A 19,928-nucleotide genomic window follows, 5' to 3' on the forward strand; every position below is an offset into this window, starting at 1 on the left:
AAATGCGGGAGAAATATATGCTGGCCTGTGCGCTATGGTGCGCCATCGCAGGTGCCGAAGGAGCAGAGAAGAACGACGCACAACCGCTGCGTGATAAAAGTGGTGAACCGGTGCAGGCCGGGGTGTTTACCAGCCGCTGGGGACGGCTTTTTTCCGGGAATGACAAGGTGTTTTCCGGAGCGCTGAGCTTTAGTTCGGGTTTAAAAGAGCAGTGGATGACCGTCCCCAACAGCTCAGACAGCGCAGAACAGAAGAAAAAATATAATCAGACGCTGAACCTCAGCCTGCAATACTCGCCTTACAGCTTCTGGTTCGCCAACGTGACATCCCGTTTACCGGTGACCGATACCAGCCGCTATACCGCCGATTTTCGCTATAGTTTTGGCTACGACGACTGGCATGCCAACACCGTCAGCCTGGTTTACAGTAACTATGGCGATAACCACTTCTGGACCTCGGGCAGCAAGCGTCACACCTATTTTGAGCAGGGGGCGATTACCCTGGCGTATAAATTTTCGCTGCCGAAGCCCATGGAGCATGCGCTATTGATTAACAAAGGCGATGCCATTATCTGCCAGGTAGGCTACAGCTGGGTGCCGCGCTATTACGATCTGGAGAGCGATGACATCCGCAAAAACAAAAATGTGCTGCTCGGCGGCTGCGGATATACCTTTAAGCAGCATTTTTTTGTGCGCGCTACCGCGTTCTGGTATCCGGACAGTAGCCAGCAGCAGCCGTGGAATGGCGACTACAGTTACAGTTTCGGCTACGCGGGCTATACGCCAGGATCGTTCTCTGTGCAGTATGCCAACTATGCCGGTACCCGCTATCCGGGGCACGACAGCGGCAGCGGCAAGTTTCGTGAAGGCACGATCAGCCTTATCTGGTTCTTGCCGATTTAGGAGGCGCGATGTCGGCACAGCACGTCCTGATTGTTGAAGATTCGCTGGTTTATCGTCGGCTGCTAAGCCGGATGTTGACGCAGTGGGGCTATATCGTCAGTGAGGCGGAAAACGGCGTCGCCGCGCTGGCGATCCTCGAAAACCAGCCCGTCAGCCTGGTGATAAGCGACTGGGAGATGCCAGAGATGAATGGCCTGACGCTGTGCCGGGAAGTTCGCCGTCGCCAGTTTGGTCACTACGTTTATCTGATATTGCTTACCGCCCGCGAAGACCCTGGCGATTTAACGCAGGGGTTTGAGGCCGGGGCCGATGATTTTCTCAGCAAACCGGTGGAGCAGAGCGAACTGCGGGCGCGGCTGCACGCCGGGTCGCGGATCCTCTCCCTTGAGGCTGACCTCGCCGCGCGCAATGCGCGGCTGAGCGAAGCGCTGCGACAGATTGAACAGGATCTGGAGCTGGCGGCGCGCATTCAGCAGTCGGTTCTCCCGACTCATCAGCTGCGTCATCAGGGATTTTTCTCCGACTGGATTTTCCTGCCCTCGGCCTGGGTGTCGGGGGATATTTTTAACGTCTTCCCGTTGGGCGATCGGCTCGGATTTTACTGCGTGGATGTCTCCGGACACGGCGTGGGGGCGGCGATGATGTCGCTCGCCGTCGCCCGCCAGTTTCTGCATGGCAGGGCCGTTGAGCGCTTTCTTTTTACGGCAGACAACCAGCCGGCGTCGCCTGCCGAAGTGGTGGCGATCCTTAATGGTCGTTTTTGCAGTGACGAAACAGAGATTGTCAGCTATTTCACCCTGATCTATGGCGTCATCGACCTGAAGACCGGCGCGGGCAAACTCTGTCAGGCCGGGCATCCCACGCCTTTTATCGTGAGCCCGGACGCAGCCGTCCGTCCGGTCGGCAGCGGCGGGGCGCCGGTGGGGTTGATAGACCATCTCTCGTGGGCAGATGTCAGTTTCTCACTGGCGCCGGGAGAGCGGCTGTGCCTGTTCAGCGACGGCATCACCGAATGTGAAAACCGGAGCGGTGAACAGTTTGGCGAGGCGCGTTTACAAGCGTGGCTGCAGGACAGCGTGACGCAGCCGCTGCCCGCGCTGCTGCCGGGGTTTGCCCGGCACCTGATCCGCTGGCGCAGTGGCGACGGGCAGGAGACTCAGGCGATGGCCGATGATGTTTCACTCTTGATTATTGAACGTACAGGGGACAGTGATGAAAATTGAAACCGAACGGCAGGCCTCGGTGACGATCCTGACGCCGGCGGTGCGTCGGCTGGATGCGTCCGTCGCGGTAGCCTTTAAAGCGGCAATCGCCCAGGAGATAGGCGAAGATCGCACCGATCTGATTGTTGATTTCAGTAAAATCGATTTTATCGACAGCAGCGGTTTGGGAACGCTGGTTTCGCTGATGAAAATGATGAATGGTAAAGGAGAAATGACACTGTGCGCGCTGAACCCCGGCATCCGCAATATGTTTACCCTGACCAGGATGGATCGTATTTTTCGTATTTGCGAGGATCGCACTTCAGCCCTTGCGCAGTTCAATCCGTGATGCGCCCGTGAATAACGTCATGCTGTTTCCTGCCCAACTCAGCTCGCTTTCACCGCTGGCGGCGTGGCTGACTCAACAATTGGCGCCGCTGCCCGTCGGGGAGGAGTGGCGCTTCGCGCTCGATCTTGCCGCCTGTGAGACGGCCACCAATATCATTCGCTATGCGCTGCATGAGGATCGGCAACGCGTTTTTCGTGTCGAATTTATCGCGGCGGAGGACCGGGTGACGCTGCGCTTTATTGATGCAGGAGAGGGCTTTCCGGCCGAGCGCCTGACGCTGGCGCGTAGCGATGAGCGCTTCGATGTCGATCCGTTAGCGGAAAGCGGCCGAGGTTTGCGGCTCATTCTGCGCGCGGTGGACTATTTTAATGTGGAAAGCCGCGCCGGGGAGAATGTGACGACCCTGATAAAAGCGTTGCCGGATGCCGGCCTTCGCCATTCCACCGACGGTGCGTCAGGTGAAGGACCAGAGGTTGCCCCCAGGTGAATCACCGGGGGGATTTTCCCGCCCGCGTTCACCCGCTTCATCGTCTTATGGCTGTGCCTGAGCGGTGGACAGCGCGCCCAGGTGATAAGGGCGAATAGTATCTAAGGTCATCATGGCCGATTTGCAGAAAATGCATTTCGCACCAAAGGGATTTTTTTCCGTCACGTCAAACTGGGACGTTCTGTACTGGGAGCCATGGCAGCATGGGCATCTAAAATGGATATGTTCAATCATAATGTAAACCTTGTATGGGTAATGTTCTGTTGAAAAGACAATGGTCGTTTTCAGGGAAATTAACGCGGCTGATTTTTGTTAGTGGTAAGCCGGGTATTGGGTCAGACGGAGGGCTTTTTTAACGAGCCAACAGGGATCTGACAGGGCCTGTTTACAGAAAAAGCAAAATACTAACGGGACTGCTCAAAGGAAGGTGGTATCAGGGATAACGCCTGGAGATGAGAACACGTGCTTCGATAATAATTTTTCGTCTGGTAAATCGACTTAATGATTAACGCACGAGCCGCAAATAATAGCAAACGTTATTTTAGCCTTCCGGATGCCTGCTGCGCCAGGGGCGCCTTCATCAGCGCCGTCACCCAGTCGATAAATACCTGTACCCGGGCAGAGAGTTGCCGGCTGCTGGGATAGAGCAGGGAGAGCGGCAGCGGCGCAGGGCGAAAATCAGCCAGCACCTCCGTTAACCCACCGGATGCCAGATCGGCCTCAAGGCGGGACAAGGGTGCCTGATACAGGCCAAAGCCCAGCCTGGCCGCTTCGGCGCCGACGTCGGCATCGGAAGTCAGCAGCCGACAGGGCAAACTGACCTCGGTCTGGCGGCCATCCAGGGTAAAACTGAGCGGCAAGGTACGGTGCGTGCGCGATGAAACAAAACCGATCGTCACGTGTCCCGCCAGCTCGTCAATCGTATGCGGGGTACCGTACCGGGCGAGGTAGGCCGGGCTGGCGCAGGTGATCTCCTGCAGCATGGCGAGCGGCCGGCAAATCATCTCGCTATCGGGAAGATGGCCGCCGCGAATGACGCAATCTACCCCTTCGCGGACCAGATCGACGTCGCGCTCGCTTTCGCCAATCTGCAAGGTAATGGCCGGATAGCGGGCGAGAAACTGCGGTAGCGCGGGAAGCAGCAGGGTTCGCGCCAGATTGCCCGCCACGTCCACCCGAAGGGTGCCGGAGATGCTCCCTCCGGCGCTGCGGTTGGCCTCCTCCAGGGCCGCCAGGATGGAGACGCAGCGCTGATAATACAGCGACCCCTCCGCCGTCGGCTGCACGTGCCGGGTGGTGCGCTGCAGCAGGCGCGCCCCAAGGCTGGCCTCCAGCGCCTTAATGGCTGCGGTCGCCACCGGCCGGGAAAAACCCAGATCCGCGGCGGCAGCGCTGAACGAACCCCGTTCGACGATACGCACGAACAGGGTCAGGGTATCCAGTTTATCCATGACATTGTTCCAGCTGGCAAAACAATCCTGTCGCACCATGCGGTCTTATCGTCGGCATTCAGAGGCCTATAATCGCTCATGTTTTCAGCAGAGATAAAAGGGGAAAACATGAACAATAGCGCAAAAATCGCCCTGGTGACAGGCGGCAGCCGTGGCCTGGGCCGCGCGACCGTTGAAGCGCTGGCTCAGCGCGGCGTGAATGTGGTATTGACCTACAACGCGCATTTCGCCGAGGCGACCGATGTGGTCGCGTGGGTTGAAGCCCAGGGCTCGCGGGCGATCGCGCTGCCCTTCAGCGCCGGCGAAACCGACACCTTTGACGGGTTTGTCAGCACCTTTCAGGCGGCCCTGGCGGAGCTGGGGGCCGATCGGTTTCATTACCTGGTCAATAATGCCGGCAATGCCAGCGGCATGGGGTTTCTGAACGCTACCGAAGCGGAGTTCGATGCGCTTTATCGCATCCATGTGAAGGGTGTTTTTTTCCTCAGCCAAAAATTATTGCCGCTGCTGGCCGATGGCGGGCGAATTGTGAATATCTCGTCCGGACTGACCCGTATCGTGATGGCGAATCGGGCGCCCTATGCAGTCATGAAGTCTGCGGTGGAAACCCTGACCCGTTATATGGCGTTTGAGCTGGGCGGCCGCGGGATCACGGTGAACTGCGTGGCGCCGGGCGCCATCGCCACGGATTTCAGCGGCGGGGTGGTGCGGGATAACCCGCAGGTCGCTCAGGCGGTGGCGAACATGACGGCGCTTGGCCGACCGGGGGTGCCAGAGGATATCGGGCCGATGATCGCCTCGCTGTTATCCGATGATCATCGCTGGGTTAATGCCCAGCGCATTGAAGTTTCCGGGGGAATGCGCATCTGAGGCGAGGAGACAATCCGGCCAGCGTTTCGCTGAGCTGAATCAGGTTTGGCGGCAGCGGAAACGGCCGTTCGAAAACCGCCGGGCCGGTAACAAAGAGAGCGTCAGCGCGGCGATAGTCGTTCACTTAGTCAGAGAAAATGCGTTACTCCGCCAGCAGGGCGGCGAATTTCGCCAGCCACTGCGGGTGCGCCGGCCAGGCGGGGGCGGTGACCAGATTGCCGTCAACATGCGCCTGATCGATACCGATATCGGCATAATGCCCGCCGCTCAGGCGCACCTCCGGGGCGCAGGCCGGATAGGCGCTGCAGGTCCGCCCCTGCAGAATCCCGGCGGCGGCCAGCAGCTGTGGCCCGTGGCAGACGGCGGCGATAGGTTTACGCGCGGCGTCGAACGCCTGGACCAGTTTAATGACCTGTTCGTTCAGACGCAGATACTCTGGCGCGCGGCCGCCGGGGATCAGTAGCGCGTCGTAATCCTCAGCCTTCACCGCGGCAAAATCGGCGTTCAGAGTGAAGCGGTGCCCCGGCTTTTCGCTGTAGGTCTGGGCTCCGTCAAAATCATGGATCGCCGTCATCACATAGTCGCCGGCGGCTTTATCCGGGCAGACGGCATCGACCTGGTGGCCAATCATCTGCAGTGCCTGAAAAGGGACCATCGTTTCGTAATCTTCGGCGTAATCGCCGACCAGCATCAGGATCTTCTTGCTCATTATTTTTACTCGTTGTGGGAGAAAGGTGTCATAGATATAGCCTGGCGATCCGCAGAATGCGACCTCCTCAGGATGCCGAAGACGGTGGCGTGCGCATCTTGTAACCGGGTTCATATTTTTTTGGTAACGACAACTTTTTTCGCCATCGCGCTGTGGTCAGTCGCCCAGAAAAATAGGCTCTTCAGCCACTGACGACTGTCTGCGGAGGAACATATCGCTGGGTCCGCGGTCATTCCTCGTCACGTTCGCTGACCGGTTAGTGCAAACCAGTTGCTGGGAAAAAGGTTGCTCTTGAATGTTTTGCCGCGCGGGTGACGATAAATTGCGTTGCGAGGGGATGATTTAATTCCAGGTGCTGTTATCGCTATGTTTATTCTTATATTTTTCTTTGGTGCGTAATTTATTTTGATTATTGTTTTAGGTTTTGTATTTATTTATTAAATATTTATCCTGGCGCTAAGAAAAAATAAAATCATTCACCTTGTGAGTATATTCAATAAATCTTCTTGTTAAGTTGATCGATAATCTATTTTTGTTTTATTATCCTCAGGCTTTTACCGACAACTCTTCAATAATTATTCGCTGAGGAAAGGAACTGCTATGGCTGATACGTTCCAGAATGAAGTGCCTAAGGCTCGCATTAATCTCAAATTATCTCTCCACACCGGCGGCGTGCAAAAAAAGGTTGAGCTGCCATTAAAGCTACTTACCATTGGCGATTTTAGTCACGGTAAAGAAAACCGGCCATTATCGGAAAGAGAAAAAATTAACGTCAATAAAAATAACTTTAACAGCGTACTTTCGGAATTTAGCCCGGAGGTGAATCTCTCGGTACCGAATACGCTGGCTGGCAATGGCGAAGAGGAGAACGTCAGACTGCGTTTTACCGATATCAACGATTTTGAACCGGAGCAGGTTGCCCGGCAAATTCCACAACTCCGCGCCATGCTGGCGATGCGTAATTTATTACGCGATCTCAAATCCAATCTGCTCGATAACGCCACTTTCAGAAAAGAGCTTGAGGCAATTCTGAAAGATCCGGCGCTGTCACAGGAATTACGCGACGAAATGAGTGCGCTTGCTCCGAAATAATGGCGGGGCAAGTCTGTTAATGGAATAACCGGGAAAATGCTAATGTCTGTTACCACAGAAAACAGCCCTGTTCAGGGGCAAACCGCGCTGCAGGAAAACACGGCGAGTGAGGGCGTTTACGCGTCGCTGTTTGAAAAAATCAATCTCGCCCCGGCCTCTCGCCTCGGGGATATCAACGACTTTCTGGACGATGCCGCGCTCTCCGAGGCGCCGGCGGCGGAGCGTCTGACCGCGGCGATGCAGGTGTTTATGGAGCGCATCCGCCAGTCCGGCCAGCGGGTGGAAAAGCTCGATAAAACGCTGATTGACCACCATATCGCTGAACTGGATTTCCAGATAAGCCGCCAGCTGGACGCAGTGATGCACCATCCGGAGTTTCAGCAGGTCGAATCCCTGTGGCGCGGCCTCAAACAGCTGGTGGACAACACCGACTACCGCCAGAACGTGAAAACCGAGATCCTCGACGTCTCAAAGGACGATCTGCGTCAGGACTTTGAGGATGCGCCGGAGCTGATTCAGAGCGGCCTTTACTGGCACACCTACACCGCGGAGTACGACACCCCCGGCGGCGAGCCGATCGGCTCGCTGATCTCGGCCTATGAGTTCGATGCCAGCGCGCAGGACGTGGCGCTGCTGCGCAATATCTCCCGGGTTTCCGCTGCCGCCCACATGCCGTTTATCGGCGCCGTCGGCCCGGCTTTCTTCCTGAAAGAGACCATGGAAGAGGTCGCCGCCATCAAAGATATCGGTAACTACTTCGAACGTGCGGAATATATTCGCTGGAAAGCGTTTCGGGAAACCGACGACGCCCGCTACATCGGCCTGGTCATGCCGCGCGTGCTGGGTCGTCTGCCGTATGGTCCGGACACCGTGCCGGTGCGCAGCTTCAACTATGTCGAGCAGGTGAAGGGGCCGGACCACGAAAAGTATCTCTGGACCAGCGCGGCGTTCTCTTTCGCTTCCAATATGGTGAAGAGCTTTGTCAATAACGGCTGGTGCGTGCAGATCCGCGGCCCGCAGGCCGGCGGCGCGGTGAAAGATCTGCCCATCCATCTGTACGATCTGGGCACCGGCAATCAGGTGAAGATCCCTTCCGAGGTGATGATCCCGGAAACGCGGGAGTTTGAGTTCGCCAGCCTGGGCTTCATTCCACTGTCGTACTACAAAAATCGCGATTACGCCTGCTTCTTCTCGGCCAACTCCGCGCAAAAACCGGCGCTGTACGATACCGCCGACGCTACCGCCAACAGCCGCATCAACGCGCGTCTGCCTTATATCTTCCTGCTGTCGCGCATCGCGCACTACCTGAAGATGATCCAGCGCGAAAATATCGGCACCACCAAGGACCGGCGTCTGCTGGAGCTGGAGCTGAACACCTGGGTGCGGAGCCTGGTCACTGAAATGACCGATCCGGGCGACGAGCTGCAGGCCTCCCATCCGCTGCGCGATGCCAGCGTGGTGGTGGAAGATATCGAGGACAACCCGGGCTTCTTCCGCGTGAAGCTGTACGCCGTGCCGCACTTCCAGGTCGAGGGGCTGGACGTCAATCTGTCGCTGGTCAGCCAGATGCCGAAGGCGAAGGCGTAGGGTCGGACGATGATGAAAACCGAACGTCCGTTATGGGGCCGGGGCATTATGGTGTCGCCCCAGCATTTTCAACAGCAGGCTGCGTATGCCGCCTGGGCTGCGGAAGCGATTGCCCGGATGGGCCTCAACCACCCCTGGGGAGTGGTTGAGGCGACCTTCGAACCAGAGATGCTCAAACTGGGCCGCCTGCAGGCTCACAGGCTGCAGGTCCGGTTCCAGGATGGCACGATGATTGATACGGACAATGCCGATGCGCTGCCGCCGGCTTTGTCGCTGGAGGGCGAATCTCGCACGGGAGTGGTGATGCTGGCGCTGCCTCTGATGAAGGCCAATGGCGGCAACTGCCTGAAGCCTGATGATGTGGCCGACAGGCCGGTGCGCTTCCGGCAGCGCTGGCGCGATGTCCGCAACCAGTTCGGGGATGATACCCGGCAGATTGCCGTCATGCAGCCGGAGCTGTCCCTCCGTTTCGCCCATCAGGATAACAGCGATTACCTGACCTGTCCGGTGGTACGCCTGCTGCGGGATTCGCAGGGGGCCTGGCTCATCGACGAGACGTTTCTCCCGCCGCTGCTGCAGATTCAGGGCAGCCGCTGGCTGGCGACGCAGCTTGAACTGCTGCTTACTCAGCTCCGGGCTCGTCTGACGCGCCTGATGGCCATGCGTCGCGAGAGCAATGAACGGATGGCTGATTTTGCCGTGGCCGATGTCTCTCTGTTCTGGTTGCTGAACGCGCTGAACAGCGCTGAGCCGGTGCTGGGGTATTTTCTGCGTTACCGGCAAAGCCCGCCGGAACGCCTCTATCCGGAGCTGGCGCGCCTGGCTGGCAGCCTGCTGACCTTTTCGCTGACCCATCAGGCGAATGCCGTCCCGATCTATCAACATGACCAGCTGAACGCGGTTTTTCCGCCGCTGTTTGATTTACTCAGCGACCTGCTGGAGGCGAGCCTGCCGTCGCGGGTGGTAGCGATTGCCCTGGAGCATGATGCCCGGCTGCACTTCTGGCAGGCGCGTCTGCACGATGCCCGGCTGCGGGAAGGGGCGGATTACTATCTGTCGGTTCGTTCGTCGGTACCGGTCGCTCAGCTGCAGGAACAGTTTCCGCGGCAGTGCAAAGTGGGCAGTCCGGATCATGTCAAAGCCATCGTCAACTCCTCGCGGACAGGGGTGCCCCTGACGCCATTGCGTCATGTGCCGGCGGCGATCCCGCTGCGTCTGGAAAACCAGTATTTCAGCCTCGATGTGTCCCATCCTCTGGCGACGGAAATGCTGCAGAGCGGTACCTGTATGTTCTACGTCCCGGGGATGCTCGGCGAGCCTGAACTTGAACTTTTTGCGGTGCTACGAACGTGAATGAACGTCAACGCGGCAACGCCGCGTCCATTGATATCGATGCGCTGCTGCAAAACACCTGGCTGCAGGTTATCAGCCTGCGCCATGGCCCGCAGTTCCGCGATGAGGAGGGGTACAGGCTATGGCAGCGGTGTATTGCTGATGTCGAGCGCGTGCAAACTGAGCTGAAGGCGAGCGGGCTTGATGACGTCAGCTGTCAGCATATTCTCACCGCCCAGTGCGCGCTGCTCGATGAAGTCGTGAAAGGGCGCGGCGTGGAGGATGATGCCTGCCTGCAGTGGTATGACATTCCGCTGCAGGGGCTTTTTCTCGGCACCATGGACGCCGGCGACACTCTGTGCGAGCGGATGCGCGAGGTTCTGCATGATCCGACGCCCGACCTGGCTGTGGTCACCTGTTTTCAGCGGGTGATGCTGCTGGGTTTTGTTGGCAGCTTTCGCTCCCTCCACGACCCGGAGCGCCTGAAGCTGGTCAACGCGCTCAGTGAACATGTCCCGCCTTTCCGTTGTCCGCAGGGCGCTCCGGTGCTGATAGAGAGCCGCGCCGGACTGGGGATAAGCGGCTGGTTGGCCTCCTGGCCGGTACGTGCAGGGCTGAGCGTGGCGGTGATCGTGGCTCTGTGGTGGGGATTGAACCACTGGCTCGATCATCTGCTGCTGACCCTGCTGCCGGGGGAGGTGAAATGAGCCCCGCCCAGCAGCGCGGGCTGGCGCTGTGGGCAGGCTTGCTGAGCGCGCTGGTGTGCCTGCTATTTTTGCCGGTTCCCCGCTGGGGGGCGTGGCTCATTCTGCTGGTTACGCTGGCCCTGATTATCGTGATCTGGCGTATTGCCCGTCGTGGTGCCGAACGTCACGTCTCGTCAACCCTGCACGAACTTCCGACGATCGCTTATCGCCAGCCGGTAGTCCTCGTTTGCGGCGATCTGCCGTGTGTCTGGCCGCAGCCGTCCCCGGTGCGGGTCGTCAAACAGGGCTGCTGGATCCGGGTGGAAAAAACGGAGGAGCTGCCGCAGGTTGCGCGCCAGATATTGAGCCAGCGACCGGAGTGGGGGCCTCAGCTGTCGGTGCTGCTCTGCGTCTGCCCGCAGCGGCACGCGCAAAGCGACGCGCTGACCAGCGCCCTGCTGGCCCTGCGCTGGCAAATCAGCCAGCTGCGTCAGCAGACGGGGTATGCCGTACCGCTGGCGCTGCAGGGGCAGGTGGGCAGCGCGATGAACCCCAGTCTGCTCTGGCAGGCGGCGATCCCGGGTGAGGCGGTGAAAGTCTGGCAGCCCTCCTGCGCCCCCTGTTCTGTGTCGACCTGGTTGAGCGTCGGCGGTGCGGCGGCGCTGCAGCAGCAGGTGTTAATGAACAGCCTGATGGGCTGGTTCGAACGGCACGTCCTTGCCGTGTTAACGGAGGAGAATGCCGACCTGCCACCCCTGACCCCAGCGGCCGTACTTTGGGGGATCGGACCCACCCATGCCGGGAGCCTGGCGTCGTCGGCATGGACGAGGTGGTTATCCCGGCATACCGGCCTGACGCGGGTAGCTGGCTGGCAGCCAGGCGAGACCGACACCCCGGATGCGTCATCCTTGCCGGATTTCATCCTGTCACAGTTACCGGCGGGACGGGGACTCACGCCATGGGGCAGGGCCGGGCGCGCGGCGCTCGCTATTTTCACTCTTGCGGCTGTCGCCGCGCTGCTCAGCAGTGGCTGGAATAATCGACAACTGCTGCAGCGCGTGGGCGCAGATATTGCCCGTTATGAGCGGATCGCGATGGATGATTATGGGGCAAAAGCCAGCGCCGTCAGGGTGCTGCGTGAAGATGCCGCGCTGCTGGATAGCTGGGCGCGTAACGGCGTCCCGCTGCGCCTGAGTCTTGGCTTATATCGCGGGGAGCGGATTCGCCTGCCGTTGCTGGAGGCTATTCGCCGCTACGTGCCGCCGCCACCGCCCCCCAGGCCGGTGCAGCGCGTCGCGCCGCACGTCATCCGCCTTGACAGCATGTCGCTGTTCGATACCGGGAAATGGGTACTGAAACCCGGTTCGACAAAGCGGCTTGTCCACTCGCTGGTGGACATTAAGGCCAGGCCCGGGTGGCTTATCGTGGTGGCCGGCCACACCGACAGCGTCGGTGAGGAAAAAGCCAACCAGCTATTGTCGCTGAAACGCGCGGAATCGGTCCGCGACTGGATGCGCGATACCGGCGACGTGCCGGACAGCTGCTTTGCCGTTCAGGGCTATGGCGAAAGCCGCCCAATTGCAACAAACGACACGCCGGAAGGCCGGGCGCTGAACCGACGTGTCGAAATCAGTCTGGTGCCGCAGGTCGACGCCTGCCGGTTACCGGACAAACCTTCTGCGTCATCCCAGGATGATGGCGCTTCACTACACAATGGAGAGTAATTCCATGGCAATTCCTGTTTATCTTTGGCTGAAAGACGACGGCGGCGCGGACATTAAAGGGTCTGTCGACGTTCAGGATCGTGAAGGCAGTATCGAAGTGGTGGCCCAGGAGCATAACCTGTACATCCCGACCGATAACAACACCGGCAAACTGACCGGCACGCGGATCCATACGCCTTTCCTGTTCACCAAGGAGATCGACTCCTCCAGCCCCTACCTGTACAAGGCGGTGACCACCGGTCAGACCCTGAAATCCGCCGAGTTCAAGTGGTACCGGATCAACGATGCTGGCCAGGAAGTGGAGTATTTCAACACCACGCTTGAGAACGTCAAGGTGGTGAAAGTGAATCCCCTGATGCACGACATCAAAGACCCTGCCTACGAGAAGCACAACCATCTGGAACAGATCGAGCTGCGCTACGAGAAGATCATCTGGACCTATAAAGACGGCAACATCATTCATTCCGATAGCTGGAACGAACGCGCTACCGCGTAATTGCCCGTCATTCTTCGCGCCGGAGGCGCGTTGGCGGCGTTCGCTCACCCCGGTCGCATCGTTATCTATGCGACCGGGGAGTAAGGAGGGCCATCGCCTGATGCGGACAGCGTTTCTCTGTCCGCCGTTTTTTGCTGAATGCCTGAGATGCGGGTACTCAGCAAAGAAAAACACAATCTGCCTGCCTGACCCTGTGCGCTATGGGTTCCTGTTGGGGAACAGCGACGGGCGGTAGCGTGTCCGGAACCAATAAAGAGAGGATCTCATGGAAAATCCAGCCAGCCTGTTACGCCGTCTTAATCCCTGCTGTGCCCGCGCGATGGAGGGGGCGGCCTCGCTGTGCCAGTCCCGGGCGCACGCTGAGATCCTGCCCGAGCACTGGCTGCTCAAGCTGCTGGAACAGGGGGAAGGCGATCTGACGGTGCTGGCGCGGCGCTACGAATGGGATATGGATGCGCTATGGCAGGATCTGCTTAGCTGGCTGGATAAACAGCCGCGCTCGGTACGTCATCGTCCTCAGCTATCTGGCGCTATCCTGAAGCTGATGCAGGAGGCCTGGCTGATTGCCTCGCTCAGCGGCGAAGCGCAGATCCGCAGTGTTCACCTGTTGATGGCGCTGGTAGCAAAACAGAATCTGATCCAGTGCGATGGCCTGTGGCCGCTGTTAACCCTGGGCCAGAGCCAGCTGGAACGCCTGCGCCCCCTGCTGGATACCCAGTCCGACGAACGTCCGCAAGCGCAGCAGGAGACTGCGCTGGCGCAGCGTCATGGCGGGGACGTGGAGTTTGTGGGGCGTCCTGCGGGCGGGGTACCGAACGCGGATGGTCCCAACCCGGCGCTGCAGAACGCCCTCGACAAATTTACTCTCGACGTCACTGCCAAAGCCAGAGACGGGCAGATTGACCCGGTGTTCGGACGTGACACGGAAATCCGCCAGATGGTGGATATTCTCTCCCGGCGTCGTAAAAACAACCCGATCCTCGTCGGTGAACCGGGTGTGGGCAAGACCGCCCTGGTGGAAGGCCTGGCGCTGCGCATTGCTGAAGGCAACGTCCCCGACGCGCTGAAGCCGGTGTCGGTGCGCACCCTGGACCTCGGATTGCTGCAGGCCGGCGCCGGGGTAAAAGGCGAGTTCGAGCAGCGGCTGAAAAATATCATTGAGGCGGTGCAGCAGTCGCCTGGGCCGGTGCTGCTGTTTATCGACGAGGCGCACACGATTATCGGCGCGGGCAATCAGGCCGGCGGGGCGGATGCCGCCAACCTGTTGAAGCCGGCGCTGGCCCGGGGGGAACTACGGACCATCGCCGCCACCACCTGGCGTGAATACAAGCAGTACTTCGAGCGCGATGCCGCGCTGGATCGCCGCTTTCAGATGGTCAAGGTGGATGAGCCGGACGACGACACCGCCTGCCTGATGCTGCGCGGCCTGAAGCCCCGGTATGCCCACCACCACGGGGTGCATATCACGGATGACGCGGTGCGTGCCGCCGTGACGCTGTCACGACGCTATCTCACCGGCCGCCAGCTGCCGGACAAGGCGGTGGATTTACTCGACACCGCCTCCGCCCGCCTGCGCATGAGCCTTGATACCGTGCCAGAGCCGCTGACCCGCCTGAAGGCGCAGCTCACCGCGCTGGCGATGGAGAAGCAGGCGCTGCTGGAGGATATCGCGCTGGGCAACAGCGCCCACGGCGAACGGCTGGCGTTCATTGCGCAGGAGGAGAACCGCCTTATCCTGGCGCTGGATACCCTCGAAACCCAATATGGTCAGGAGCTGCAGCTGACGGAGGCGCTGCGGGCATGTCGTCGCGATATCTCCCGCCAGGGGGAAATCAACGACCTGCAAAACGCGCTTACTGCCGCCCAGCACGGCAATCCGCTACTCGGGCTGGATGTCGACGTCCGCACCGTGGCGACGGTGATTGCCGACTGGACCGGCGTGCCGCTCTCCTCGCTAATGAAGGATGAGCAGACGGAGCTGCTGAGCCTGGAACAGAGTCTCGGCAAACGGGTGGTTGGCCAGGAGGCGGCCCTGAGCGCTATTGCCCGGCGCCTGCGCGCCGCGAAAACCGGCCTGACGCCAGAGAACGGTCCGCAGGGGGTGTTCCTGCTGGTCGGGCCGAGCGGCACCGGCAAAACGGAAACGGCGCTCGCCCTCGCCGATGCGCTGTTCGGCGGCGAGAAAGCGCTGATCACCATCAATCTCTCCGAGTACCAGGAACCGCACACCGTCAGCCAGCTGAAGGGTTCTCCGCCGGGCTACGTCGGCTACGGCCAGGGCGGGATCCTGACCGAGGCGGTGCGCAAACGCCCCTACAGCGTGGTGCTGCTCGATGAGGTGGAAAAGGCCCATCGCGATGTGATGAACCTGTTCTACCAGGTCTTCGATCGGGGGGTAATGCGCGACGGCGAGGGGCGTGAAATCGACTTCCGCAACACCGTGATCCTGATGACCGCCAACCTTGGCAGTGACCTGCTAATGCAGCTGCTGGATGAACAGCCTGAAGCCAGCGAATCAGACCTGCACGAGCTGCTGCGCCCGGTGCTGCGCGGTCACTTCCAGCCTGCGCTGCTGGCCCGCTTCCAGACGGTGATTTACCGTCCGCTGCCGGCGGCAGCGCTGCGCGCCATTGTCGGCATGAAGCTCGGGCAGGTGAGTCAGCGTCTGGCTTGCCATTACGGGATGACCACCACCCTCAGCGAGAGCCTGTTCGACGCGCTGACCGAGGCCTGCCTGCTGCCGGACACCGGCGCCCGCAACGTCGACATTCTGCTCAATCAGCAGATCCTGCCGGCGCTGAGTCAGCAGCTATTGAGCCATATGGCGGCCGGGCATAAACCGAACCATGTGACGCTGGGGTATCACGAAGAAGAAGGCATCGTGATGGCGTTTGACGAGGGGGCAATCGCCGATGAGTAGCCTGAAATCGTTGTTGTTCAGCCACAACCACCATCTGCTTTCGGTGAAGGGATGTGAAGCCGGGCTTGATGTGCTGGCGTTTGAGGGCGATGAAGCCCTGAGCCAGCCGTTCCGCTATCGTATCGAATTCACCAGCGCAGACCATTCCATCAGAAAAGAGATGATGCTGATGAAGGCAGCCTCCCTCACGCTGCAGGCGCCGGTAGCTCAGGGCTTCGGCATCAATGTTCAGCAACCCGTGCGGGTGATCCAGGGCGTGGTGACGGGGTTCGAACGGCTCGGCACCTCCAGGGATGAAACGCACTACGCGCTGACCCTCCAGCCGCGCCTGGCGCTGCTTAACCGCTCGCACCAGAACGCCATTTATCAGGACCAGTCCGTTCCGCAGATTGTGGAAAAAATCCTCCGCGAGCGCCACGGCCTGCGCGGTCAGGATTTTCTGTTCTCGCTGACAAAAACGTATCCGCGACGCGAGCAGGTGATGCAGTACGGCGAGGATGACCTGCGCTTTATCACCCGTCTGCTGGGTGAGGTGGGGATCTGGTTTCGCTTTACCGCCGACACGCGGCTGCACATCGACGTCGCTGAGTTCTGCGACAGTCAGCAGGGCTATGAGAAGGGGCTGACGTTGCCTTCGGTCCCGCCGTCCGGGCAGCAGTCGGCCGGGGTGGACGCGGTGTGGGGGATGGCATGCCGCCACCGCGTCGTGGAGCAGCAGGTCAGTACCCGCGACTACAACTACCGCGAGGCGACGGCGGACATGAGCGCGCAGGTGGATGTCACCCGCGGGGAGACCACTACCTTCGGTGAGGCTTACCACTGGGGAGATAACTACCTGACCGCGGGAAATGTCCATGACCGCCATCCGGCGCCGGAGTCCGGGGCGTTTTACGCCCGGCTTCGTCATGAGCGTTATCTGAACGGCCAGACCCGGATGCAGGCCACCACCAGCTGCCCGACGCTCTGCCCGGGTCAGGTGCTGAAGGTGACCGGCGGAGAGGAGGTGGCCGGAGAGTTTGCTGATGGTGTGCTTATCACGGCGATGCACAGCCACGCCCGGCGCGATGCCGACTTTGCGGTGGAGTTTGCCGGCATACCGGACAGCCCGGACGTCGGCTACCGGCCCGATCCCGGTGCGCGCCCGGTGATGGCCGGGACGCTGCCGGCCCGCGTGACCAGTACCCGGGAAAACGACACCTACGGGCATATCGACAAACACGGGCGCTACCGGGTGAATATGCTGTTTGACCGGGCGCGCTGGGAAACCGGGTTCGAGAGCCTGTGGGTCCGCCAGTCGCGGCCGTATGCCGGAGACACTTACGGCCTGCACCTGCCGCTGCTGGCGGGGACGGAGGTGGCGATTGGCTTTGAGGACGGTAACCCGGACCGGCCGTATATCGCGGGCGTGCTCCACGATTCGGCGCACGGCGATCACGTCACCATCCGCAATGACAAACGTAACGTCCTGCGCACCCCGGCCAACAACAAAATCCGCCTCGACGATGAGCGTGGGAAAGAGCATATCAAGGTGTCGACGGAGTATGGCGGCAAGAGCCAGCTGAATCTGGGGCACCTGGTGAACAGCGACAGGCAGCCGCGCGGCGAAGGCTTTGAGCTGAGAACCGACAGTTGGGGGGCCATCCGGGCGCAGAAAGGGATATTTATCAGCGCTGACGGGCAGGCGAAGGCCCAGGGGCAGGTGCTGGATATGGAGCCGGCGGTCAGCAATCTGGCCGAAGCCCGGGAGCAGATGATGTCCATCTCCGGTGACGCGCAGAAGGCGACCGCTAACCCTGCCGATCTCCAGGCGCAAATCACTCTGCTGGAACAGCAACTGACGGATCTCAAAAAATCAGTACTGCTCCTCAGCGCGCCGGATGGAATAGCGCTGACCAGCGGACAACATCTGCAGGTCTCAGCCGGCCAGAACCTGATCGCCACAGCTGGTAAAAATGCAGACGTTAGCGTGGTGAAAAATCTGTTCATCGGGGTGGGCAGTGCGCTGAGCGTGTTTGTGCGAAAGCTTGGGATCAGGCTGATAGCGAACCAGGGACCGGTACAGATGCAGGCGCAGAATGACCTGATGGCGCTGCTTGCCCGGAAGGAAATCAGCATTGTCAGCACGGAGGATGAAATCAAAATTATTGCGAAGAAGAAGCTGACGGTAAATGGCGGGGGCAGTTACATTACTCTGGATGTTAATGCCATTGAATCAGCGACGGCTGGTGAGTACAGAACAAGGGCCGGGTATTACGCGAGACAGACGAGAGCACAGCATAAGCCTGACATTACACCTTTAGCTAATGCGATAAATGACGGCAGCCATAATATTCGCTACCTGTGTACAGATGATAATGGGATGCCGATGCTGAATACTCCTTACAGGGCCTTTCTGGCTGATGGCTCGGTATTAGAGGGTGTCAGTGATGGCGAGGGGTATACGACGCTGTTTACTTCTGCACAGATACAGGATGTTCTGCTGCATATGATCCCGGAGGCCATCAATGCCTAAATATAATGTTTATACAAAGATTGAATCGAATGTTTCAGCAGTCGACCTTTTTTACGATCTGAATGTTTACAAAACTGATGCCAGTAATAAAAAACATATACTACTGTCAGTGGCGCAACAACCAGTAACATCAAATTATCAAACTCAGTCCCATGAAACGAATGACACAGAGGATGGGTTGTCTGTAATCTACATAATGGAAATGAACTTATATCGTAAGCACGGTGGTAAGTTGTTTTCTGTGCTTTCCTCGCCTGTGAAAAAGATGTACACACTTGGTGAAATGGCATCAGGGCAAGCATATTCTAAAAATAAGCGTGAAAATGTTTGTTATTTTGAGACAAAAGCACAGACAAAACCGGTTAATGATAAGGGTGAGGATAATATACATACTGTGCAGATTACCTGTCAGGAAAGAGTGTTTATTGCAAAAGAGTATCCTGTGGGTAGTCCTGATGATCCATTTGACAGAAGTAAATTTGAAACTCAAGTTTCATCAAGAATAAATTACAGTAGTTTTCCTGATCAGGGAAGGACAAGTTTATGTGGGCCAGCCTCCTTCTTTTACTGCTTGCAAATGGACAGGCCGGATGTATATAAACAAGCTGCAATTGATCTATGGATGCAAGGAAAAACGAAGATAGGAACTTTAGATATAACTCCTGGCGATGGATGTAAACATCCAAAGGGCAGTTTTTATTTTGGCGGTAGTGAGAGAATTTCAGGTTTGGATTGGATAACACTTGCCAGTTTGAGAGACTCTGAAAACTCAATTATGAGTTATGATGATATAGACGATGAAGTCGCCGGGATTACAATGTGGGGAAAGATTACCGAGTGGTTTGAAAAGAGTGGCTATGTAAAAGTTTATAGCAATGTTGGCTTAAGTCGGTGCAGTATTGAGGATGTTGCGCGGCTCAGTGAATATGCTGATAATGGATTTAAAGTTCTTTGTCTAATTTCTGCTGGGATGCTGTTTGATTTTGGCTCTGACGATACTTCCTCAAAAAACCATTGGGTTGTTTGGGCCGGTGCTTTAAAAAATGCTAATGGGAAAGCTATAACAAAAAACTCACCGCCTGATGAGATTGTTAATTTGAAATTATTCTCATGGGGGGCGGTAAAAAATCAAATTAAGTTAAACAAAGATTTGGAATATGTCCGCAAGCACATTTTTGGAGGGGTGGTGTTTAAACCATTGAACTGAATGAAATATTTTATCTGTGTTTTGATTTTTATTGTAGCTGGTTGCTCTGGTACTTACCCAACAATCCTGCCCGAAAAAAAAGATCTTAAAGTTGCAATAGTTAATCACAAGTACCAAGATGTCATTGAAATAAAAGGTGGGGCTGTTAATGAATCCAGCGTGTCGGTGAGTATAATCCCGAACGACTCAGGGTTAGCATGGAGTCCGGAAGACATAAAATATAGGCTTGGTGGAGAGGATGGAGTAAAAAAAGATTTTCATCGCATCATCATATCTGGGATCCCGAAAAAATCAGGTGATTATCGCGTAACTATTTCTGGATTTACTCTTGGCACAATGTATTCCGGTAAAGATTTTTATAAGCAATATACGATAAAGATCAAGTAGTAACTGACTTAATGC

At 58.0% G+C, this 19,928-nt stretch carries 18 protein-coding genes; 15 read left to right on the forward strand and 3 right to left on the reverse strand.

All coding sequences use genetic code 11. From position 1 onward, the window contains the following. Nucleotides 1-2 precede the first annotated feature (2 nt). Genes QLG03_RS04420 through QLG03_RS04435 form a run of 4 tightly spaced genes read left to right on the forward strand, consistent with a single transcriptional unit; the run spans nt 3 to nt 2,940 of the window. Nucleotides 3-902 carry a hypothetical protein gene (locus QLG03_RS04420; protein WP_023289380.1) on the forward strand — a complete coding sequence of 300 codons (900 nt, stop codon included), beginning with the start codon at nt 3-5 and terminating at the stop codon, nt 900-902. An 8-nt stretch (nt 903-910) separates the two neighbouring features. Then, nucleotides 911-2,125 carry a SpoIIE family protein phosphatase gene (locus tag QLG03_RS04425; protein ID WP_023289381.1) on the forward strand — a complete coding sequence of 405 codons (1,215 nt, stop codon included), beginning with the start codon at nt 911-913 and terminating at the stop codon, nt 2,123-2,125. After that, nucleotides 2,115-2,453 (forward strand): STAS domain-containing protein, encoded by a 339-nt coding sequence (locus tag QLG03_RS04430; RefSeq protein ID WP_023289382.1) that lies wholly within the window; start codon nt 2,115-2,117, stop codon nt 2,451-2,453. The genes QLG03_RS04425 and QLG03_RS04430 overlap by 11 nt, the downstream gene beginning before the upstream one ends. 19 nt (nt 2,454-2,472) lie before the next feature. Beyond that, complete coding sequence (locus QLG03_RS04435) at nt 2,473-2,940, forward strand: ATP-binding protein (RefSeq protein ID WP_117136826.1); 468 nt, start codon at nt 2,473-2,475, stop codon at nt 2,938-2,940. 45 nt (nt 2,941-2,985) lie between these two features. On the opposite strand, the gene QLG03_RS04440 is transcribed toward QLG03_RS04435, so the two are convergent. Both QLG03_RS04440 and QLG03_RS04445 read right to left on the reverse strand, forming a co-directional pair. Further along, on the reverse strand, nt 2,986-3,174 hold the full coding sequence (locus tag QLG03_RS04440; protein ID WP_023289384.1) for a hypothetical protein: 189 nt from the start codon (nt 3,172-3,174) through the stop codon (nt 2,986-2,988). Nucleotides 3,175-3,476: 302 nt separating this feature from the next. After that, nucleotides 3,477-4,391 (reverse strand): LysR family transcriptional regulator, encoded by a 915-nt coding sequence (locus QLG03_RS04445; protein ID WP_032452581.1) that lies wholly within the window; start codon nt 4,389-4,391, stop codon nt 3,477-3,479. A gap of 108 nt (nt 4,392-4,499) precedes the next feature. Between QLG03_RS04445 and QLG03_RS04450 the strand changes: the two genes are divergently transcribed. After that, a complete protein-coding gene (locus tag QLG03_RS04450; RefSeq protein ID WP_023289386.1) occupies nt 4,500-5,261 on the forward strand; it encodes an SDR family oxidoreductase in 762 nt (253 codons plus the stop codon). A 142-nt stretch (nt 5,262-5,403) separates the two neighbouring features. Here QLG03_RS04450 and QLG03_RS04455 read toward each other — a convergent pair whose 3' ends face one another. Next, complete coding sequence (locus QLG03_RS04455) at nt 5,404-5,970, reverse strand: DJ-1/PfpI family protein (RefSeq protein ID WP_023289387.1); 567 nt, start codon at nt 5,968-5,970, stop codon at nt 5,404-5,406. Between the two features lie 600 nt (nt 5,971-6,570). Here QLG03_RS04455 and tssB point away from each other — a divergent pair. The 10 genes from tssB (at nt 6,571) to QLG03_RS04505 (ending at nt 19,913) form a co-directional block, all read left to right on the forward strand. Beyond that, complete coding sequence (tssB, locus tag QLG03_RS04460; RefSeq protein WP_117128287.1) at nt 6,571-7,062, forward strand: type VI secretion system contractile sheath small subunit; 492 nt, start codon at nt 6,571-6,573, stop codon at nt 7,060-7,062. 42 nt (nt 7,063-7,104) lie between these two features. After that, on the forward strand, nt 7,105-8,649 hold the full coding sequence (gene tssC / locus QLG03_RS04465; protein ID WP_072420331.1) for a type VI secretion system contractile sheath large subunit: 1,545 nt from the start codon (nt 7,105-7,107) through the stop codon (nt 8,647-8,649). A 9-nt stretch (nt 8,650-8,658) separates the two neighbouring features. Next, complete coding sequence (tssK, locus tag QLG03_RS04470; protein ID WP_072420330.1) at nt 8,659-10,002, forward strand: type VI secretion system baseplate subunit TssK; 1,344 nt, start codon at nt 8,659-8,661, stop codon at nt 10,000-10,002. After that, nucleotides 9,999-10,688, forward strand: a complete 690-nt coding sequence (gene tssL, locus QLG03_RS04475; RefSeq protein ID WP_255987367.1) for a type VI secretion system protein TssL, short form — start codon at nt 9,999-10,001, stop codon at nt 10,686-10,688. The genes tssK and tssL overlap by 4 nt, the downstream gene beginning before the upstream one ends. After that, the gene (locus QLG03_RS04480; protein ID WP_255987369.1) at nt 10,685-12,391 is read left to right on the forward strand and encodes an OmpA family protein; all 1,707 of its coding nucleotides are present in this window, start codon (nt 10,685-10,687) and stop codon (nt 12,389-12,391) included. Before tssL ends, QLG03_RS04480 begins: the two co-directional genes overlap by 4 nt. 4 nt (nt 12,392-12,395) lie before the next feature. Then, the gene (hcp, locus tag QLG03_RS04485) at nt 12,396-12,887 is read left to right on the forward strand and encodes a type VI secretion system effector Hcp (protein ID WP_023289393.1); all 492 of its coding nucleotides are present in this window, start codon (nt 12,396-12,398) and stop codon (nt 12,885-12,887) included. Between the two features lie 265 nt (nt 12,888-13,152). Further along, a complete protein-coding gene (tssH, locus tag QLG03_RS04490) occupies nt 13,153-15,807 on the forward strand; it encodes a type VI secretion system ATPase TssH (RefSeq protein ID WP_255987371.1) in 2,655 nt (884 codons plus the stop codon). Between the two features lies 1 nt (nt 15,808). Next, entirely contained in the window at nt 15,809-18,319 is a 2,511-nt protein-coding gene (gene vgrG, locus QLG03_RS04495) for a type VI secretion system Vgr family protein (protein WP_255987984.1), read from the forward strand. Then, the gene (locus QLG03_RS04500; RefSeq protein WP_065812982.1) at nt 18,312-19,526 is read left to right on the forward strand and encodes a hypothetical protein; all 1,215 of its coding nucleotides are present in this window, start codon (nt 18,312-18,314) and stop codon (nt 19,524-19,526) included. Before vgrG ends, QLG03_RS04500 begins: the two co-directional genes overlap by 8 nt. Beyond that, a complete protein-coding gene (locus tag QLG03_RS04505) occupies nt 19,527-19,913 on the forward strand; it encodes a hypothetical protein (RefSeq protein WP_131096282.1) in 387 nt (128 codons plus the stop codon). It begins immediately after the preceding gene. Nucleotides 19,914-19,928: the final 15 nt, after the last annotated feature.

The sequence above is a fragment of the Klebsiella sp. V115_8 genome (genome assembly GCF_029967715.1).
Lineage (GTDB): Bacteria > Pseudomonadota > Gammaproteobacteria > Enterobacterales > Enterobacteriaceae > Klebsiella > Klebsiella quasipneumoniae.

Coding starts and splice junctions, on each gene's coding strand:
- QLG03_RS04455 (WP_023289387.1), bottom strand. CDS start 5,970: ATGAGCAAGAAGATCCTGATGCTGGTCGGCGATTACGCCGAAGATTAC.
- QLG03_RS04425 (WP_023289381.1), top strand. CDS start 911: ATGTCGGCACAGCACGTCCTGATTGTTGAAGATTCGCTGGTTTATCGT.
- QLG03_RS04480 (WP_255987369.1), top strand. CDS start 10,685: ATGAGCCCCGCCCAGCAGCGCGGGCTGGCGCTGTGGGCAGGCTTGCTG.
- QLG03_RS04435 (WP_117136826.1), top strand. CDS start 2,473: ATGCTGTTTCCTGCCCAACTCAGCTCGCTTTCACCGCTGGCGGCGTGG.
- QLG03_RS04500 (WP_065812982.1), top strand. CDS start 18,312: ATGCCTAAATATAATGTTTATACAAAGATTGAATCGAATGTTTCAGCA.
- tssB (WP_117128287.1), top strand. CDS start 6,571: ATGGCTGATACGTTCCAGAATGAAGTGCCTAAGGCTCGCATTAATCTC.
- QLG03_RS04420 (WP_023289380.1), top strand. CDS start 3: ATGCGGGAGAAATATATGCTGGCCTGTGCGCTATGGTGCGCCATCGCA.
- QLG03_RS04450 (WP_023289386.1), top strand. CDS start 4,500: ATGAACAATAGCGCAAAAATCGCCCTGGTGACAGGCGGCAGCCGTGGC.
- hcp (WP_023289393.1), top strand. CDS start 12,396: ATGGCAATTCCTGTTTATCTTTGGCTGAAAGACGACGGCGGCGCGGAC.
- tssC (WP_072420331.1), top strand. CDS start 7,105: ATGTCTGTTACCACAGAAAACAGCCCTGTTCAGGGGCAAACCGCGCTG.
- tssH (WP_255987371.1), top strand. CDS start 13,153: ATGGAAAATCCAGCCAGCCTGTTACGCCGTCTTAATCCCTGCTGTGCC.
- QLG03_RS04505 (WP_131096282.1), top strand. CDS start 19,527: ATGAAATATTTTATCTGTGTTTTGATTTTTATTGTAGCTGGTTGCTCT.
- QLG03_RS04445 (WP_032452581.1), bottom strand. CDS start 4,391: ATGGATAAACTGGATACCCTGACCCTGTTCGTGCGTATCGTCGAACGG.
- QLG03_RS04440 (WP_023289384.1), bottom strand. CDS start 3,174: ATGATTGAACATATCCATTTTAGATGCCCATGCTGCCATGGCTCCCAG.
- QLG03_RS04430 (WP_023289382.1), top strand. CDS start 2,115: ATGAAAATTGAAACCGAACGGCAGGCCTCGGTGACGATCCTGACGCCG.
- tssK (WP_072420330.1), top strand. CDS start 8,659: ATGATGAAAACCGAACGTCCGTTATGGGGCCGGGGCATTATGGTGTCG.